The 16,044-nt window shown below is 61.9% G+C and carries 14 protein-coding genes; 7 read left to right on the top strand and 7 right to left on the bottom strand.

The genetic code is table 11. The features are described from left to right. Positions 1–197: 197 nt before the first annotated feature. Complete coding sequence (locus tag BS300_RS07200) at positions 198–2,000, top strand: MOSC N-terminal beta barrel domain-containing protein (protein ID WP_071911778.1); 1,803 nt, start codon at positions 198–200, stop codon at positions 1,998–2,000. An 80-nt stretch (positions 2,001–2,080) separates the two neighbouring features. On the opposite strand, the gene htpX is transcribed toward BS300_RS07200, so the two are convergent. The 5 genes from htpX to bioB form a co-directional block, all read right to left on the bottom strand. Then, positions 2,081–2,953 carry a protease HtpX gene (htpX, locus tag BS300_RS07205; protein WP_041208392.1) on the bottom strand — a complete coding sequence of 291 codons (873 nt, stop codon included), beginning with the start codon at positions 2,951–2,953 and terminating at the stop codon, positions 2,081–2,083. A gap of 111 nt (positions 2,954–3,064) precedes the next feature. Next, positions 3,065–3,745, bottom strand: coding sequence for a dethiobiotin synthase (gene bioD / locus BS300_RS07210; protein WP_043851316.1), 681 nt, complete (start codon positions 3,743–3,745; stop codon positions 3,065–3,067). A gap of 58 nt (positions 3,746–3,803) precedes the next feature. Further along, a complete protein-coding gene (gene bioC, locus BS300_RS07215) occupies positions 3,804–4,619 on the bottom strand; it encodes a malonyl-ACP O-methyltransferase BioC (RefSeq protein WP_071911780.1) in 816 nt (271 codons plus the stop codon). Then, positions 4,612–5,808 carry an 8-amino-7-oxononanoate synthase gene (bioF, locus tag BS300_RS07220; RefSeq protein ID WP_071911782.1) on the bottom strand — a complete coding sequence of 399 codons (1,197 nt, stop codon included), beginning with the start codon at positions 5,806–5,808 and terminating at the stop codon, positions 4,612–4,614. The genes bioC and bioF overlap by 8 nt, the downstream gene beginning before the upstream one ends. After that, on the bottom strand, positions 5,805–6,893 hold the full coding sequence (bioB, locus tag BS300_RS07225; protein ID WP_071911784.1) for a biotin synthase BioB: 1,089 nt from the start codon (positions 6,891–6,893) through the stop codon (positions 5,805–5,807). The genes bioF and bioB overlap by 4 nt, the downstream gene beginning before the upstream one ends. Positions 6,894–7,127: 234 nt before the next feature. Between bioB and bioA the strand changes: the two genes are divergently transcribed. Continuing rightward, positions 7,128–8,402: an adenosylmethionine--8-amino-7-oxononanoate transaminase gene (gene bioA / locus BS300_RS07230; protein WP_071911786.1), complete on the top strand. Its 1,275-nt coding sequence runs from the start codon at positions 7,128–7,130 to the stop codon at positions 8,400–8,402. 177 nt (positions 8,403–8,579) lie between these two features. Beyond that, the gene (locus BS300_RS07235; protein WP_071911788.1) at positions 8,580–9,413 is read left to right on the top strand and encodes a HAMP domain-containing protein; all 834 of its coding nucleotides are present in this window, start codon (positions 8,580–8,582) and stop codon (positions 9,411–9,413) included. Here BS300_RS07235 and BS300_RS07240 read toward each other — a convergent pair. Then, positions 9,410–9,751 carry a hypothetical protein gene (locus BS300_RS07240; protein WP_071911791.1) on the bottom strand — a complete coding sequence of 114 codons (342 nt, stop codon included), beginning with the start codon at positions 9,749–9,751 and terminating at the stop codon, positions 9,410–9,412. The genes BS300_RS07235 and BS300_RS07240 overlap by 4 nt on opposite strands. 187 nt (positions 9,752–9,938) lie before the next feature. Here BS300_RS07240 and asnS point away from each other — a divergent pair, with 187 nt between their 5' ends. From asnS to BS300_RS07260, 4 genes are all read left to right on the top strand, one after another. Beyond that, entirely contained in the window at positions 9,939–11,339 is a 1,401-nt protein-coding gene (asnS, locus tag BS300_RS07245) for an asparagine--tRNA ligase (protein ID WP_042032530.1), read from the top strand. Between the two features lie 109 nt (positions 11,340–11,448). Then, positions 11,449–12,189, top strand: coding sequence for an ABC transporter substrate-binding protein (locus BS300_RS07250; RefSeq protein ID WP_041208382.1), 741 nt, complete (start codon positions 11,449–11,451; stop codon positions 12,187–12,189). Positions 12,190–12,577: 388 nt separating this feature from the next. Beyond that, a complete protein-coding gene (locus BS300_RS07255; protein WP_041208381.1) occupies positions 12,578–13,921 on the top strand; it encodes an anaerobic C4-dicarboxylate transporter in 1,344 nt (447 codons plus the stop codon). Between the two features lie 135 nt (positions 13,922–14,056). Further along, a complete protein-coding gene (locus tag BS300_RS07260) occupies positions 14,057–14,722 on the top strand; it encodes a hypothetical protein (protein ID WP_071911793.1) in 666 nt (221 codons plus the stop codon). A 101-nt stretch (positions 14,723–14,823) separates the two neighbouring features. On the opposite strand, the gene BS300_RS07265 is transcribed toward BS300_RS07260, so the two are convergent. After that, a complete protein-coding gene (locus BS300_RS07265; RefSeq protein WP_071911795.1) occupies positions 14,824–15,963 on the bottom strand; it encodes a M20 family metallopeptidase in 1,140 nt (379 codons plus the stop codon). Positions 15,964–16,044 lie beyond the last annotated feature (81 nt).

Consider the following 16,044-nt stretch of genomic DNA (forward strand, 5'->3'; position numbering starts at 1 on the left):
CACTCCTTAACTCGCCGAGGTTGCGGTCAAGCGGGCAAAAACCGGATAGCCCGGTTGCCCCTCTGCGTTTTTTTGCAAAAAAAACTGCATCTATCCAACCCGCATCTCTGCGCCCCGCAAAGAGATTGCCCCTCGCAGTGGGAACCGTTATGTTCCCCTTTTTCCAGGCGAAAGCGCCGCTTCACAAGGATACGAAGATGCCAAGGCTAGACAGCATTCACCTCTACCCCATCAAATCGACCGCCGGCATGCCTCAGGCATGCGCCCGGGTCACCCAAGAGGGGCTCGCAGGGGATCGCCGCTACATGGTGGTCAAGCCTGATGGCACCTTCATCACCGCCCGTACCCACCCCCAATTGCAGCAGGTGGTTGCAACTCCAGTTGCAGGCGGCCTGCAACTGAACTATCCGGGGTTCGAGCCTCTCGCCCTGCAAGAGTCCGACTTCAGCCGTGACCCGCAAGCGACAGGAGTCTGGGGCGATCGCTTCACCGCCCTGCATACCACCCCCATCGCCGACAGCTGGCTGAGCCGGGTGGCTGGCGAACCGGTAGCGCTGCTTTGGCTCGGTGAAGAATCCGACCGTTTTCGGGAAAAGACCGGCACCCGGGTCAGCTTTGCCGACGGTTATCCGCTGCTGCTGATAAGTCAGGCCTCCCTTGAGGATCTCAATCTGCGCTCCGATGCGCTGCACCAGATGAGCCAGTTTCGCACCAATCTGGTGGCGAGCGGCACCCGCCCCTTCGAGGAGGACAGCTGGGTGCGCATCCGCATCGGCGAGGTGGAGTTTCAGGTCGCCAAGCCCTGCAGCCGCTGCATCATGACCACAGTGGAAGCGGGCACCGATCGCTTCAATGCCCTCAAAGAGCCGCTGGCGACCCTCACCCGTTACCGGCGAGGCGAGGATGGCGAGGTCTACTTCGGCCAGAACCTGATCGCCCTGAACGAGGGGTGGATTGAAGCGGGTAGCGAGATCGAGGTACTGGAGCGCAAGCGCCCAGCCCCCTACCCTGACGGCGCACCGAAAAAGCGCGAGCTGATCTGCGTGGCCCGCGAACCGCTGGCGCGGGATCTGGAGACCTTCTGGTTCGAAGCCGCCGATGGCGAGCCACTGCCCGACTACCTGCCGGGCCAGCATCTGCCCATCAGCCTCGATATCAAAAACGAGCGGGTTCAGCGCCGCTATACCCTGAGCTCTACGCCGGATCGGCCGGAGCGCTACAGCATCAGCGTCAAGAAGGTCGGGGGTGGTCGCATCTCACACTGGCTGCACCAGCAGATGCAGGTGGGCAACACCCTGCTGGCCGCAGCGCCGGCTGGCGAGTTTCACCTTGGTGCCGAGCGCTCGCTTCTGCTGCTCTCGGCAGGCTCCGGCGTCACCCCCATGCTGGCGATGGCCCGCACTCTGGCCCTGCGCGGCGAGCTCGGCGATGTCCACTTCATGCACCTGTGCCGCAGCGAAGCGGATATTCCGGCAGCCAGCGAGCTGCACGCCATGGCGCAGCAGGGGATGACCCTCACCATTATCCTGAGCCAGCCGGACAGTCACTGGCAGGGGCAGCAAGGGCGGCTCGGCGATGAGCATCTCGAGCTGGTCAAAGGGTTGGCCGGACGGGAGGTGTTTATCTGCGGCCCCCACGGCTTTATGGCCGATGCGGCGGCAAAAGTGGCTGCGCGCGGCGTGCCTGCCGCACGCATCAGACAGGAGAGCTTTGGCGGCGCCATTCTCTCGGTTGCCCGCGCTCATCAGCCAGTGCAACTGCGCATCGGTGAGCGGGAGTTTGCCGGCAACAATCAGGGCACCATCCTCGATCAGGCCAGCAAGCAGGGGGTGGATCTCCCCTGGAGCTGCCGCGCCGGCATCTGCGGCAGCTGCAAGCAGACGCTGGTCTCGGGCGAGGTGGCGCATCCCGACGCCCCCGCCATCAGCGCCGCCGAGCGAGCCGAGGGCAAGATCCTCACCTGCTGCGCAGTGCCGCTGACCGACCTCGTTATCAAATAAGGTGATCGAGCCGCGATAATGCGCGGACAATGAAAAACGGCTGCCGAGGCAGCCGTTTTGCTTGGTAGCAACTGGCGAGATTAACCGCGCAGAGCGGCGATCCGCTGTTCGATGGGCGGGTGGCTCATGAACAGCTCGCTCATGGAGCGCTTGCCGTTGATGCCAAAGGCCATCATGGAGCCTTCCAGTTGCGGCTCGGCACCGCGGGAGAGGCGCTCAAGGGCGGCGATCATCTTGTCGCGACCGGCCAGCTTGGCGGCACCGGCATCGGCACGGAACTCACGCTGACGGCTGAACCACATGACGATGATGGAGGCGAGCACGCCAAACACCATCTCCAGCACGAACACGGTGATCATGTAGGCAAAACCGCCGGTGCTGCTGCTCTCTTCATCGTTGTTGGAGCTGAAGAAGTTGCTGATGACGCCAGCCACGATGCGGGCGAAGAACATCACGAAGGTGTTCACCACCCCCTGGATCAGGGTCAGGGTCACCATGTCGCCGTTGGCCACGTGGCTCACCTCGTGGGCCAGCACAGCTTCGGCCTCGTCGCGGCTCATGCTGTAGAGCAGGCCGGAGGAGACGGCCACCAGCGAATCATCGCGGCGGGCACCGGTAGCGAAGGCGTTCATCTCGGGAGAGTCGTAGATCCCCACTTCCGGCATCTGGATCCCGGCTTCACGGGCCTGACGGGCCACAGTGCTCACCAGCCAGTGCTCGGTCTCGTTGCGGGGCTGCTCGATCACCTGGACGCCATAGCTGCGCTTGGCCATCCACTTGGACATCAGCAAGGAGATAAAGGAACCGCCAAAACCGAACACGGCACAGAAGACCAACAGGCCGGAAATGCTGGACTTGTTGATACCCAGAACCGAGAACAGGATATTGAGTACCACCCCCAGCACCAGCATGACGGCCAGGTTGGTCACCAGGAATAGTATTATTCGCTTCATATTGACTCCTTGTGAGAATAACGGACATGGCCGGGGTTCATTGAACCTCCCTATCACCATGTTATGGATGGCATTTTAGGGAGATTCGATGAATGTTCGCTGAATATGCCGTCACAGCAGTGGCGAGATATCGAGGCGGCCCTGCAGGTTAGCTTCAAACGGATTGTTTATAAAGGGAATTTCCCCCAGAAACGGAGCTGGCAACAAGCCCCTGAGGGTGTCCAGATTTTCCTGATAGTGGCTCATCGAGCTGTGCAGCCGATTAATAACCCAGCCTGCGACCGGCAGCTGATCGTTGCGAATGGCGGCAAAGGTAAGCAGGGCATGGTTGAGGCAGCCAAGCTTGGCCCCCACCACCAGAATCACCGGCATGTTCTCCTGCTTCACCCAGTCTGACAGCAGGTGCTTGCGATCCAGCGGCAGATACCAGCCCCCCGCCCCCTCGACGATGGCAAGCTCGGCCCCCGCCTGTTCAATTTTTCGCAGCCCCTCGCTCAGCCCCTGCAGGCTGATGGGCTGGCGCGCCTCGCTGGCCGCGATGTGCGGCGCAATCGGCGGCTCATAGGCATAGGGGTTGACCGTCTCGTAAGGCAACGGCAGGCTCGCCGCCTCCTGCAACAGGACGGCATCGAGGTTGCGCAGCCCCTCGGGCGTGCGGGCACATCCGGCCGAGACCGGCTTGTAACCCGCGCACTTGATTCCCTGTGCGCTGAATTCCCGCAGCAGGGTGCGCGCTACCAGCGTCTTGCCTGCGTCCGTGTCGGTGCCGGTGATAAAGAATGACTTCATAATGCTCTCTCCTTGGCAGGAGAGGGCCCAACGCGCCCCTCCCCCTCATACTCTGGCTGGTTCAGCAAGGTTTGCCGAGCCGGCCCAGACAGACCCGGTAACTGGCCACCAGCTGGCCATCGGGCTGACGAAATGCTTCATACGCCTGAGCCAGCCGCTGCAATCTGGCGCGACCGCTCAGTCCAGCCGGTGCACAGCGGGCACACTCATCATTGATCTGATTTGCCCCGATCCCCTTGAGATCGCGCAACAACTGCGGCAATTCAAGATAGGCAAGATCCCAGTTTCTGCACTCAAGCCCCGGGGCAATGGCGCCCGCCGAGAACAACGCCTGCTCCAATTGTGGCAGGCCAAGGAAGCGGTTGACATGGGCTCGGCCATCTACTTGCTGCCAGGCGGCGCGCAGTTGCCAGAGCGATTCATCGAGCAGGGTGGAGAAGAAGATCTGGCCGCCGGGTTTGACCACCCGCAGCAGCTCGGCGAAGGCCTGCTCCGGTCGCTCGCACCACTGCAGCGCGAGGCTGGAGAATACCCAGTCGAACACGTTATCGGCAAAAGGGAGCTGCTCGGCATCGCCGCAGAGCAGGCGGGCGCCGCTGCCACGCAAGGCCGCCTGCTCCAGCATGCCGGGAGCGAGATCCAGCCCGGTCAGTCCGGCGCAGCGGGTGGCAAGATGAGGCAGGAAGAAGCCGGTGCCGCAGCCCAAATCGAGCCCGCAGCCCCGACGCTCCTCACGTACACCAGCCGCGTTCATCAGCTCGAGCAGCGCCAGCCCCACCTCCTGCTGAAAACGGGCATGGGCGTCGTAGTGACGAGCCGCCGACCCGAAACGGCGGGCGAGCTGCGCCTTGTCCACCGTTTGAAAACGCTCAGCCATGGCGAGCCTCCCCAACCGTTGCCTCTGCAGGGCAGGCACCCAAGGCATCGAGCAGGCGATCCACATCCTGCTCGCGGTGGGCTGCACTCAGCGTAATGCGCAGCCGGGCCGTACCGACCGGCACGGTGGGCGGGCGGATGGCACCAGCCCAGACGCCGCGATCCCGCAGTCGCTCGGCCAGTTGCAAAGCAGCAGAGCTCTCCCCCACCAGTAGCGGCTGGATAGGGGTACTGCTGACCCCGAGTTGCCAACCCTGCCCCTCTGCCCCTTGCCGGAAGCGGGCGATGAGCTTACCAAGATGGGCGCGAGCCTCATCGGCGGCACGCACCAGCTCGATGCTCTTGCTGACCGCGCAAGCCTGCGCTGCCGGCATATGGGTGCTGTAGACATAGTGGCGGGCGAAGTTGACCAGATACTCCACCAGCTCGCGACTACCGCCAACAAAGGCACCGGCGATGCCAAGCGCCTTGCCAAAAGTGCCCATCTGGATGTGTACGCTGGCTGGATCTACTCCCTGCGCCGCCAGCGTGCCGCGCCCCTCGGGGCCCAGCACGCCGAGACCGTGGGCATCGTCGATCATCAGCCAGTTGCCGCTCCGGGCTGCCAATGCCGCGAGTTCACCCCAGGGGGCCTGATCCCCATCCATGCTGAACACCCCTTCCGAAACAATCAGTCCGCGATTTGGCTCAATCTGCCGTTCAAGGGCAGCCATATCGTTGTGACCAAAGCGCTTCATCTTGCAGGGGAGCTGGCTGCCCATCTCCTGCAGGGAGGCGTGGTTGAGTTTGTCCTGCCACAGCAGGTGTTCCTTGCCGAGCAGCGCTTTAAGCACCGCCTGATTGGCCGAAAAACCGCAGTTGAAGAGCAGCACCGCCTCCACCCCGAGCCAATCGGCCAGGGTCTCCTCAAGCTCTTGGTGGGCACGGCTGTAACCGGTCACCAGCGGCGAGGCGCCGGCGCCCGCGCCATAGCGCTCAATCCCCGTGTTGAAAGCTGCTTTGATGGCGGGGTGATCCGCCAGACCCAGATAGTCGTTGGCGGAAAAGTTGAGGTAGTCGCGCCCCGCCACCCTGAGCCGCCCGCCACTCGCCCCGTAGGTCGCGATGCGATTGCGCAGCAGACCCGCCAGCTCGCGCTCGGCCAGCGCCATGCCCAACCCAAAGGGGCCCGTTACTGCAGGGCCGTTCATGACTGCGCGGCCCCGGCTCGGGGGCGGGTAGCGTCATAAAACATTTCGGCAGGTTCGTTCTGGCGGCTCACCTCGGCCAGCAACTCCTCTTCTTGTACTTGATCCGGCTTCTGGGCCCGCTGGGCGGGACGAATGCCGAGCCGCTTGAACAGCTGCATATCGCTGTTTTCGTCCGGGTTGGGGGTGGTCAGCAGTTTGCAGCCATAGAAGATGGAGTTGGCGCCCGCCATAAAGCACATCGCCTGCATCTGCTCGTTCATCTTCTCCCGCCCGGCGGAGAGGCGCACATGGGAGGCCGGCATCATGATCCGCGCCACGGCGATGGTGCGGATAAATTCGAACGGATCGAGGTTCTCCTGATCCTCCAGCGGCGTCCCCTTTACCTTGACCAGCATGTTGATGGGCACACTCTCCGGGTGGCGCGGCAGGTTGGCCAGCGCCATCAACAGGCCCGCCCGATCTTTCGCCTGCTCACCCATGCCGACGATACCGCCGGAGCAGACCTTCATGCCGGCGCTGCGCACATGTTCCAGCGTATCGAGCCGATCCTGATAGGTGCGGGTGGAGATGATCTCGCCGTAAAACTCCGGCGAGGTGTCGAGGTTGTGGTTGTAGTAATCAAGTCCCGCGGCCCCCAGACGCGCCGCCTGATCGGCGGTGAGCATCCCGAGCGTCATGCAGGTCTCCATCCCCAGCCCGCGCACCTCCTCGATCATCCGGATGATGTAGGGCATGTCCTTCTCTTTGGGGTTGCGCCAGGCGGCCCCCATGCAGAACCGAGACGAGCCGTTGGCCTTGGCTTCGCGGGCCCGCTCCAGCACCTTCTCCACCTCCATCAGCCGCTCGGCCTCAAGGCCGGTGTGATAACGGGCGCTCTGGGGGCAGTATTTGCAATCTTCCGGGCAGGCACCGGTCTTGATGGAGAGCAGGGTGCTCACCTGCACTTCGTTCGGGTCGAAATGAGCGCGGTGGACACTCTGGGCCTGAAACAGCAGATCGTTGAATGGCAGGGCAAACAGGGCCTGAACCTCGGCGAGGGTCCAGTCATGACGAAGGGCGTGACCACCCGTGGTGAGAGCATTCATACATGGCTTCCGGTTGTTATTGGTGGGATCCTGCGCCCGCCATCCTTGCAAAAGGTCTTTGCAAGAGGTCCTTGCAAGAGGTCCTTGCAAGAGCGTGAGCGCAAAACCCGCTGCCGGGCTCGTGCGAATCGAGATCTGCGCAGAGCCAAGTGGCTGAAATTGTTGGCTAGTGTAGAGAGCCCGCGTAGACTGTCAACACCGACCAGATCAAGCAAATTGACAACAGAATAACAAATGAACAACCAAGAATTCGACCTGCACCATGTGTGGCACCCCTACACCTCTCTCACTCACCCCCTGCCCTGCTATGAAGTGACCAGCGCCAAGGGGGTGAAGATCACCCTCAGCGACGGCCGTGAACTGGTGGATGGCATGAGCTCCTGGTGGGCTTGCGTGCACGGCTATCAGGTGCCGGAACTGGACGCCGCCGCCACCGCCCAGCTCGGCAAGATGTCCCACGTGATGTTTGGCGGCCTGACCCACGCCCCGGCGGTCGAGCTCTGTCGCAAACTGGTGGAGATCACCCCGAAGGGACTGGATCGGGTCTTTCTGGCGGATTCCGGCTCGGTAGCGGTGGAAGTGGCGCTCAAGATGGCGCAGCAGTACTGGCACGCCAAAGGGACGCCCAGAGCCAAATTTGTCGCCCTGCGCAGCGGCTATCACGGCGACACCTTCGGCGCCATGAGCGTCTGTGACCCGGATGGCGGCATGCACGAGCTCTACAAGGGATTCCTGCCGGAGCACCATTTTGTCGAAGCGCCGAGCTGTCGCTTCCACGCCGAGTGGGACGAGCAGTGCGTGGTGGAGCTGGCCACACTCATGGCGGATCATCACGAGGAGATCGCCGCCATCGTGCTTGAACCCATCGTGCAAGGGGCTGGCGGCATGCGCTTCTACCATCCCCGCTATCTGCAGTGGGTACGCGCCCTGTGCGACGAATTCGGCGTGCTGCTCATCGCCGACGAAATAGCCACCGGCTTTGGCCGCACCGGCCAGCTGTTTGCCTGCGACTGGGCGGGGATCAGCCCCGACATCATGTGCCTGGGCAAGGCGCTCACCGGCGGCTACCTCACCCTCTCGGCGACCCTCACCACCGAGCATGTCGCCCGCACCATCTGTGACGGCAAGGCGGGAGTCTTTATGCACGGCCCCACCTTTATGGGCAATCCGCTTGCCTGCGCGGTGGCCAACGCCTCCATCGAGTTGTTGCTCGCCTCGCCGTGGCAGGAGCGGGTGCGCGCCATCGAACATCAACTGCGTACCGAGCTGGTGGAATTGACTCTCAACCCGGCGGTGGCGGATGTGCGGGTGCTCGGTGCCATCGGGGTGGTGGAGATGAAGGAGCGGGTGGACGTGGCGCGCATCCAGCGCAAGTTTGTCGAACTCGGCGCCTGGATCCGCCCCTTTGGCAAGCTGGTCTACCTGATGCCTCCCTTCGTGATCACCCCCGAAGAGCTTAGGGTATTGACCTGTGCCATCAGCCAGGCGATTGCCGAGGGCGAGTTTTAAACATCATCGCGGGCGGCCTCACCGGTCGCCCGTCTGTGGCATCCCCATTTGATATATAAAGAGGGCAAGTTTATGCACCTCACAGCCCGTTCACTTGCCGGAATGTGAGCAAAACACCAGACCTGAGGCGCCAAGAGGGGTAGACTGCTGCGGTTTTACCATCAAGAAAGATTGCTCATGCGCCTCTCCATTGCTGCCAAAATCAACTTTTTCCTGCTCTTCATCTTCTCCATGGTACTGGTCTTCTCCGCCGCCTATCAGGCGGTGCGCGAGCGCGATCTCATCCTGAGCCTCATCAAGGAGCAGAGTCAGGAACAGACCGAAGCCTACTTTGACGGTCTCAACATGCTGATGCTGACCGGCAAGATGGATGCCCGCGACACCCTGCGCGCCAAGTTTCTCGAGCACGCTCATGTGGAGGATGCCCGCATCGTCCGTGGCGACGCGGTGAGCAAACAGTTCGGGCCGGGGCGCCCTGCTGAGCAGGGCAAGGATGACTATGACCAGCTGGCGCTGGCGGGCAAAGGGAGCCTGGAGGTGGTGCACAACGGCATGCACAGCCGGCTGGTAGTGACCCGTCCGCTGCTGGCCAAGAAGGATTTTCGCGGCACCGACTGCACCAGCTGCCATCTGGTGCCGGAGAATACCGTGCTCGGCGCCGTCCGTTTTGATTACTCTCTCGACTCCCTCTTTACCCGGGTCGAGCAGAATATCCTCACCTCGGCGCTGATCCTCACCGGCATCTTCGGGCTGGGGCTGTTGCTGACCCTCTGGGTCATCCGCACCTGGATCGTCCGCCCCCTCAACCAGCTGACCCGCTCGATGGAAGAAGCCACCGATATGCATGACTTCGGCCATCGGCTGGAGGGGGACGATGGCGACGAGATTGGCCGGCTGGCGCTGACCTACAACCAGATGTTAGACAGCGTGGAGCGCCAGCTTGGCAAGCGTCCCGCTTGCAGCAAACGGGATCATGAACAGACCCGAACTACGGGCCAACAAGAAGACTAGAGATAGTAGAAGAGCAGGCTGGCGATAAGGACAAGCAGGAGGATCGCCAGATGGACGTGGCGGGCATCCTCCCGGCGGCGATGGCGCTTGCGGCCAACAAATAGCGCCACCAGGGTCAGCAGGCAGCAACCCCACAGCCCGTGCAGCAGCCAGGGGGTAAAAACCGGATCCCATCCGGCCCGCACGCTCTCGCCGCCATAGACCAGAAAACCGTAAGCTCGCTCGGGACGGGCGTGGTGATAAATAGAGAGCAGCACGATAAAGCCACCCCAGCAGAGCAGTACCAGCCCCTGCAACAGCCGTGTCAGCCAATCGGGCCCCTGCCGCCGATCTTTCACTCGCCTCTCCTGCCCCGCGACCCCATATCGGGTGAACCATGCCGAAAACCCCACCAGAGTCCGACATTTTTGCTTGTTTATCAAACCCGCGCGGGTAAGATTAACGGCTTAGTCTGCCATCATGGGCCAATGATTGCCCGGGCCAGACCCATAGCGCTGCAAAGAACAAGCTGGAGACAATATTTCGATGACGCACGCATCCGTAGTTGATGTGCTGACCGGTAAACATGCGGTTGGCACCACCCTGACTGTACGAGGGTGGATCCGGACTCGCCGTGATTCCAAGGCGGGGATCTCATTTTTGGCCATTTCCGATGGCTCCTGTTTCCATCCGGTACAGGCCGTCGTCCCCAATACCCTGGCCAATTACGAGAATGAAGTGCAGCGTCTGACCACAGCTTGCTCCGTGGAAGTGACTGGCGTCGTGACCGAATCTCAGGGCAGCGGCCAGGCGTTCGAACTGCAGGCCACCGAAGTCAAGGTCGTCGGTTGGGTCGAAGATCCGGACACCTACCCGATGGCCGCCAAGCGCCACAGCATCGAATACCTGCGTGAACAGGCTCACCTGCGCCCGCGCACCAACATCGTTGGCGCCGTGACCCGGGTTCGTCACTGCCTGGCTCAGGCCATCCACCGCTTCTTCCACGAAGAGGGTTTTGTCTGGGTAGCGACCCCGCTCATCACCGCCTCTGACACCGAAGGTGCCGGCGAGATGTTCCGCGTCTCTACCCTGGATATGGAAAACCTGCCGCGCACCGACGCCGGCAAGGTGGACTACAACGAAGATTTCTTCGGCAAAGAGGCCTTCCTGACCGTATCCGGCCAGCTGAACGCCGAAACCTATGCCTGTGCCCTCTCCAAGGTCTACACCTTCGGCCCGACCTTCCGCGCCGAAAACTCCAACACCAGCCGTCACCTGGCCGAGTTCTGGATGGTGGAGCCGGAAGTGGCCTTCAACAATCTGGAAGATAACGCAGCGCTGGCCGAAGCCATGCTGAAGTACGTCTTCAACGCCGTACTGACCGAGCGCCGCGACGATCTGGAATTCTTTGCCCAGCATGTGGACAAGGATGCCATCGGTCGTCTGGAACGTTTCGTCTCCTCCGACTTCGCCCAGATCGACTACACCGACGCCATCGAAGTGCTGCAGAACTGCGGCAAGAAGTTCGAGTTCCCGGTCTCCTGGGGTATCGACCTCTCCTCCGAGCACGAGCGCTATCTGGCCGAGGAGCACTTCAAGTCTCCGGTAGTCGTGAAGAACTACCCGAAAGATATCAAGGCCTTCTACATGCGCCTCAACGACGACGGCAAGACCGTTGCCGCGATGGACGTACTGGCTCCGGGGATCGGCGAGATCATCGGTGGCTCCCAGCGTGAAGAGCGACTGGAGGTGCTGGATGCCCGTCTGGCCGAGATGGGCCTGAAGCAGGAAGACTACTGGTGGTATCGCGACCTGCGTCGCTACGGCACCGTGCCGCACTCCGGTTTCGGTCTGGGCTTCGAGCGCCTGGTGGTCTACGTGACCGGTATGGGCAACGTCCGCGACGTGATCCCCTTCCCGCGTACCCCGCGTACCGCCGAGTTCTGATAACGACAACCTGTCGCACAGATCTGAAAAGCCGACCTTCGGGTCGGCTTTTTTATTGCCCGCTTTATGGCGATACTCAGGATCAATCGGCACAAGGGATCTGTAGCCCATGGGATATCGTCTGCTTCTGTTACTGTTACTGCTCTCTCCCCTGCGGCTTATGGCCGAAACCGTCCGTCTGACCACGCTGGAGTGGCCCCCGTTTACCACCCAAAGCCTGCCCGATGGCGGCCTCACCGGCCATATCGTCAAGCGCGTCTTTGCCGAGGCGGGGCTGGAGGTGGAGTTCGATTTTTTCTCCTGGCAGCGGACGGTGTGGCTCGCCTCCGATCCGGCCCACGGCTATATCGGCTACTTCCCCGAGTATCTGGCCGACAACCAGAGCGACAAGTGGCGTATCTCCGCCAGCGTGGGGGACAGCGTGCTGGGTCTGGCGCAGAAGGCGGGCAAGCCCATCCCCTGGCAACGGCTTGAGGATCTGGTGCCCTACCGGATCGGCGTGGTGGCGGGTTACGTCAACACCCGGGAATTTGACGCCATGATGGCGAGCCAGCAGCTCCACACCTTTGCCGTGGATGGCGATCACCTCAACCTGCGCAAGCTGCAGCGCGACCGGCTCGACCTCGCCGTCATCGACCGGGATGTCTTCTATTGGCTGATCCGCCACGATGACAAGCTCCATCCCGAGCAGCTCCAGTTCAATCCGAAGATCCTCGAGCACAAGAGCCTGCACATCATGTTCCGCCCCGATCAGCAGGCGCTGCAGCAGCGGGTGGACAAGGCGCTGGCCAGACTCGATATCCAGAAACTGAGCGAGGAGTACCAGCGCCGCTATCTGGCCGATAAATAAGGACTCTTTCGGAATGAGCGGCAAAAGGCCGCCACTGCTGAAAAAAACATCCGAAGAGCCCCCTTTTTACCCCTCTTGTCCTCCTGCCTACCATCTGCAACCCATTTTCATTTGCCTCCCTTTCTCCATGCTTTTACCCCCCCCCATCGGGCAAGATGCCCCTGCTTAAGGGATGGCAACCGGATGAAAAAATGATGGATTTGTTATTAGGTGGTTTTTAAGTGGTTTAATCAAAAATTCATCGAGTTATTGAAGTAACTCAATTTTTTCACTTTTGCAGGGGAGCAAAATAATAACTAACCCTTTTGGGCTAATTAAAAACAGACAATGACAATTCATGGTTCAGGCTACCCGCGGCAACATGGGTTGAATCACACGAGGTAATGGAATGATCTTGATGGAATTTTTGGTGGTACTCGGCTGCTTGCTGCTCGGTACCCGCTTTGGTGGCATGGGGCTTGGTCTCATCAGTGGTATCGGTCTCTTCCTGCTGACCTTCGTTTTCGGTCTGGTGCCGGGCGAACCGCCGGTGCAGGTAATGCTGACCATTCTGGCGGTGATCGGTTGTGCCGCCACCCTGCAGACCGCCGGCGGTCTCAACCTGATGATGCAGGTAGCCGAGCGTCTGCTGCGCCGTCACCCGCAATACATCACTATCCTGGCACCGCTCACCACCTGGACCCTCACCTTCCTGTGCGGTACCGGCCACGTGGTCTACACCATGTTCCCCATCATCGCCGACATCGCGCTGCAGAAGAACATCCGTCCCGAGCGCCCGATGGCTGTCGCCTCCGTTGCTTCCCAGATGGCCATCTGCGCCTCACCGGTATCGGTTGCCGTGGTCTCCATGGTCTCCATTCTGGCGGCTGGCCACGGTATCGGTCAGGCCTATGGTCTGCTCGACATCCTGATGGTCGCCATCCCCTCCTCCCTGACCGGCGTTATCGTGGCGGCCCTGTGGAGCCTGCGCCGCGGCAAGGATCTGGACAAGGACGAGGAGTTCCAGGCCAAGATCCAGGATCCGGAGCAGCGCGCCTTCATCTACGGTGGTGGCGAGACCCTGCTCAACACCAAATTCCCGAAAGAGGCCTACTGGTCTACCTGGATCTTCTTCGCCGCCATCGCTGCCGTGGTGCTGCTGGGTGCCGATGAGGCGCTGCGCCCCGTCTTCACCATCAAAGACAAGACTGGCCCGCTCTCCATGAACCTGGTGATCCAGATGATGATGCTGATCGCCGGTGCCATCATCCTGATGCGCTGCAAGGTCAAGCCGGGCGAGATCGCCAACGGCGCCGTCTTCAAGGCGGGCATGGTCGCCATCTTCTCCGTATTCGGGGTTGCCTGGATGAGCGAAACCTTCTTCCAGGCCCACATGCCGCTGCTCAAAGAGACCCTGGCCCACGTGGTACAGGCCCAGCCCTGGACCTACGCGCTGGTGCTGTTCCTCATCTCCAAGCTGGTGAACAGCCAGGCCGCCGCCCTCACCGCCATCGCCCCCATGGGTCTGGCGCTGGGCGTGGAGCCGAAACTGCTGATCGCCTTCCTGCCGGCGAGCTACGGCTACTTCGTGCTGCCGACCTACCCGAGCGACCTGGCCTGTATCGGCTTTGACCGCTCCGGCACCACCCGCATCGGCAAGTTCATCATCAACCACAGCTTCATCATTCCGGGGCTGATCGGGGTGGTGACCTCCTGCTCGCTGGGCTTTATCCTGACCAGCATCCTGCTCTGACCGGCGATCGCTGTTCAATCACTGCCACAGGCCCCCGCACGGGGGCCTGTGCTTTTGTGGCGCACACCATACTGCTTTGCCAACCGCCCGCACTCTGGGTAGCATGACCCCTCTTTTCTTTGCGGAATCTTCCCCATGTCTCGCGTCATCGTGCTCTGGAGCGGCGGCAAGGATGCCATGCAGGCCCTCTGCCATGCCCGTGAAGCGGGTCATCAGGTGGTGGCACTGGCTACCTTTGCCCCCCCTGCCCCCCCTGCCCCCCGCTTTCTGGCCCATCCCCTGTCGCAAGTGCGTCGGCAGGCGGCAGCCCTCGCGCTGCCCCATCAGCTGGTCACCATAGAGGCGCCGTTCGATCTCGGTTATGAGCGGGCGCTGGCCAAGCTTAAGGAGGAGTGGCAACTCGATGGGGTAGTCACCGGCGATATCGACAGCGTGGGTGGTGCGCCTAACTGGATCCGCGAGCGCTGCCGCCCGCTTGGTCTCACCGTGCATACGCCGCTCTGGCAACTCTCCCGCGAGGCGCTGCTGGCGGATCTGCTGGCGCGCGGCATCGTCGCCCACCTCTCCTGCGTCGATACCCGGGTGCTGGCTCCCGAGTGGGTGGGACGCCCCCTCGATGCCACCACCCTCGCCGAGTTGCAGCAGCTGGCAACAACCCAAGGCTTTGATGCCTGCGGCGAGCAGGGGGAGTACCACACCATGGTGACCAACGGCCCGGGCTTTGCGGCGCCGCTGGCACTCGGCCACTGGCAGCTTGCCTATCAGGAACAGCTTGCCTATCTGCTGGAGGATGAGGGTTAAGGGTGCAAGAAAAACTGCTCTGCGGGATGAATCTTCGCAGGTACGGCAGATAAAAAAACGGGAGGCGATGGCCTCCCGTTTTGCTTGTCCTTAACGCCGACCTATTTGGCCAGCTTGCCCAGCACCCGCTGCAGCAGGCGGATGCGCGGCTCGATGCTATCGAGCAGCAGGAACTCCGCCTCAGAGTGGAAACCGCCACCCATGGGGCCGAAGCCATCCAGCGACGGCACACCCGCCGCTGCGGTAAAGTTGGCATCCGAGCCGCCACCGGCCTCCAGCCAGTTGAAGGTGATCCCCTCCTCCTTGGCTGCCGCCTCCACCAGCGCCATCACGGCCTCGGTGTCGCCACTCGGGCGCATCGCCGGCTTGAAGGTCTGGCGATCCACCTCGACCCGACAGCCCGCAAGGAAGGGGTTGTTGGCCATAAAGGTGAGCCGCTCGTGCACCGCCGCCGCCTCTTCGTTGCTCCAGAAGCGCAGATCGACGATCGCCTCGGCATAGTCGGGCACTACGTTGACGCCGGTGCCGCCCTGTACCACGCCGACGTTCATGGTGGTGCCGGTCTCCATATTGACCTGCTCATTGATGGCCAGCACCCAATGAGCGAGTTCCGTGATGGCGGAGACCCCTTCGGTCAGCGCCGAACCGGCGTGGGAGGCCTTGCCGTGGAAGGTAATGCGGTACTTGGCGTTGCCCTTGCGGGCACTGATGAGATCGCCGCTCGGGCGCGCCGCTTCGGCCACCAGCACGCAGCCGCTCTGCCTGGCTTTTTCCACCAGCCAATCTTTGGACCAGGGGGAGCCAATCTCCTCGTCGCAGTTGCAGCAGACCAGCACCTTGAGCTTGGCCAACTGCGCCGGATCCATCTCTTTTAAGGCATACCAGGTGGAGAGCAGGCCGCTCTTCATGTCCGAGATGCCGGGGCCAAAGGCCTGATTGCCTTCAATCTTGAGCGGGCGCTTGGCCGCCGTCCCCTCGGGGAAGACGGTGTCCATGTGACCCACCAGCATCACGTCGTAGTGATCGGCCCCCGGGGCATTGGTTGCCTCAAGGCAGGGGCCGCACTCGGCGGCGAACTGGTGACGGGTCACCTGCCAGCCGATGGCCTCATATTTCTCGGTCATGATGTCGGCCACTTTGGCCACCCCGGCCGGGGTGCGGGTGCCGCAATCGAGGTTGATGAGCGGGGCCAGATCGGCCAGATAGGTATCGAGGGAAAACGGGCGCGTTAGGTTGGTCATTATCTTCTCCATGAAACAATCTGCGAAAAAATCAGATTGTTTTTGCAACAATGCGGAACGGCGGGCTGTTACACCCGCCTT

Source organism: Aeromonas sp. SCS5, from assembly GCF_001887375.1.
Lineage (GTDB): Bacteria > Pseudomonadota > Gammaproteobacteria > Enterobacterales > Aeromonadaceae > Aeromonas > Aeromonas jandaei.

Bases quoted from the DNA above. Each gene is read 5' to 3' on its own strand.
- bioC (WP_071911780.1), bottom strand. From the start codon at position 4,619: ATGGCTGAGCGTTTTCAAACGGTGGACAAGGCGCAGCTCGCCCGCCGT.
- bioB (WP_071911784.1), bottom strand. From the start codon at position 6,893: ATGAATGCTCTCACCACGGGTGGTCACGCCCTTCGTCATGACTGGACC.
- bioA (WP_071911786.1), top strand. From the start codon at position 7,128: ATGAACAACCAAGAATTCGACCTGCACCATGTGTGGCACCCCTACACC.
- BS300_RS07260 (WP_071911793.1), top strand. From the start codon at position 14,057: ATGTCTCGCGTCATCGTGCTCTGGAGCGGCGGCAAGGATGCCATGCAG.
- htpX (WP_041208392.1), bottom strand. From the start codon at position 2,953: ATGAAGCGAATAATACTATTCCTGGTGACCAACCTGGCCGTCATGCTG.
- BS300_RS07250 (WP_041208382.1), top strand. From the start codon at position 11,449: ATGGGATATCGTCTGCTTCTGTTACTGTTACTGCTCTCTCCCCTGCGG.
- asnS (WP_042032530.1), top strand. From the start codon at position 9,939: ATGACGCACGCATCCGTAGTTGATGTGCTGACCGGTAAACATGCGGTT.
- BS300_RS07200 (WP_071911778.1), top strand. From the start codon at position 198: ATGCCAAGGCTAGACAGCATTCACCTCTACCCCATCAAATCGACCGCC.
- bioF (WP_071911782.1), bottom strand. From the start codon at position 5,808: ATGAACGGCCCTGCAGTAACGGGCCCCTTTGGGTTGGGCATGGCGCTG.
- BS300_RS07265 (WP_071911795.1), bottom strand. From the start codon at position 15,963: ATGACCAACCTAACGCGCCCGTTTTCCCTCGATACCTATCTGGCCGAT.
- BS300_RS07255 (WP_041208381.1), top strand. From the start codon at position 12,578: ATGATCTTGATGGAATTTTTGGTGGTACTCGGCTGCTTGCTGCTCGGT.
- BS300_RS07235 (WP_071911788.1), top strand. From the start codon at position 8,580: ATGCGCCTCTCCATTGCTGCCAAAATCAACTTTTTCCTGCTCTTCATC.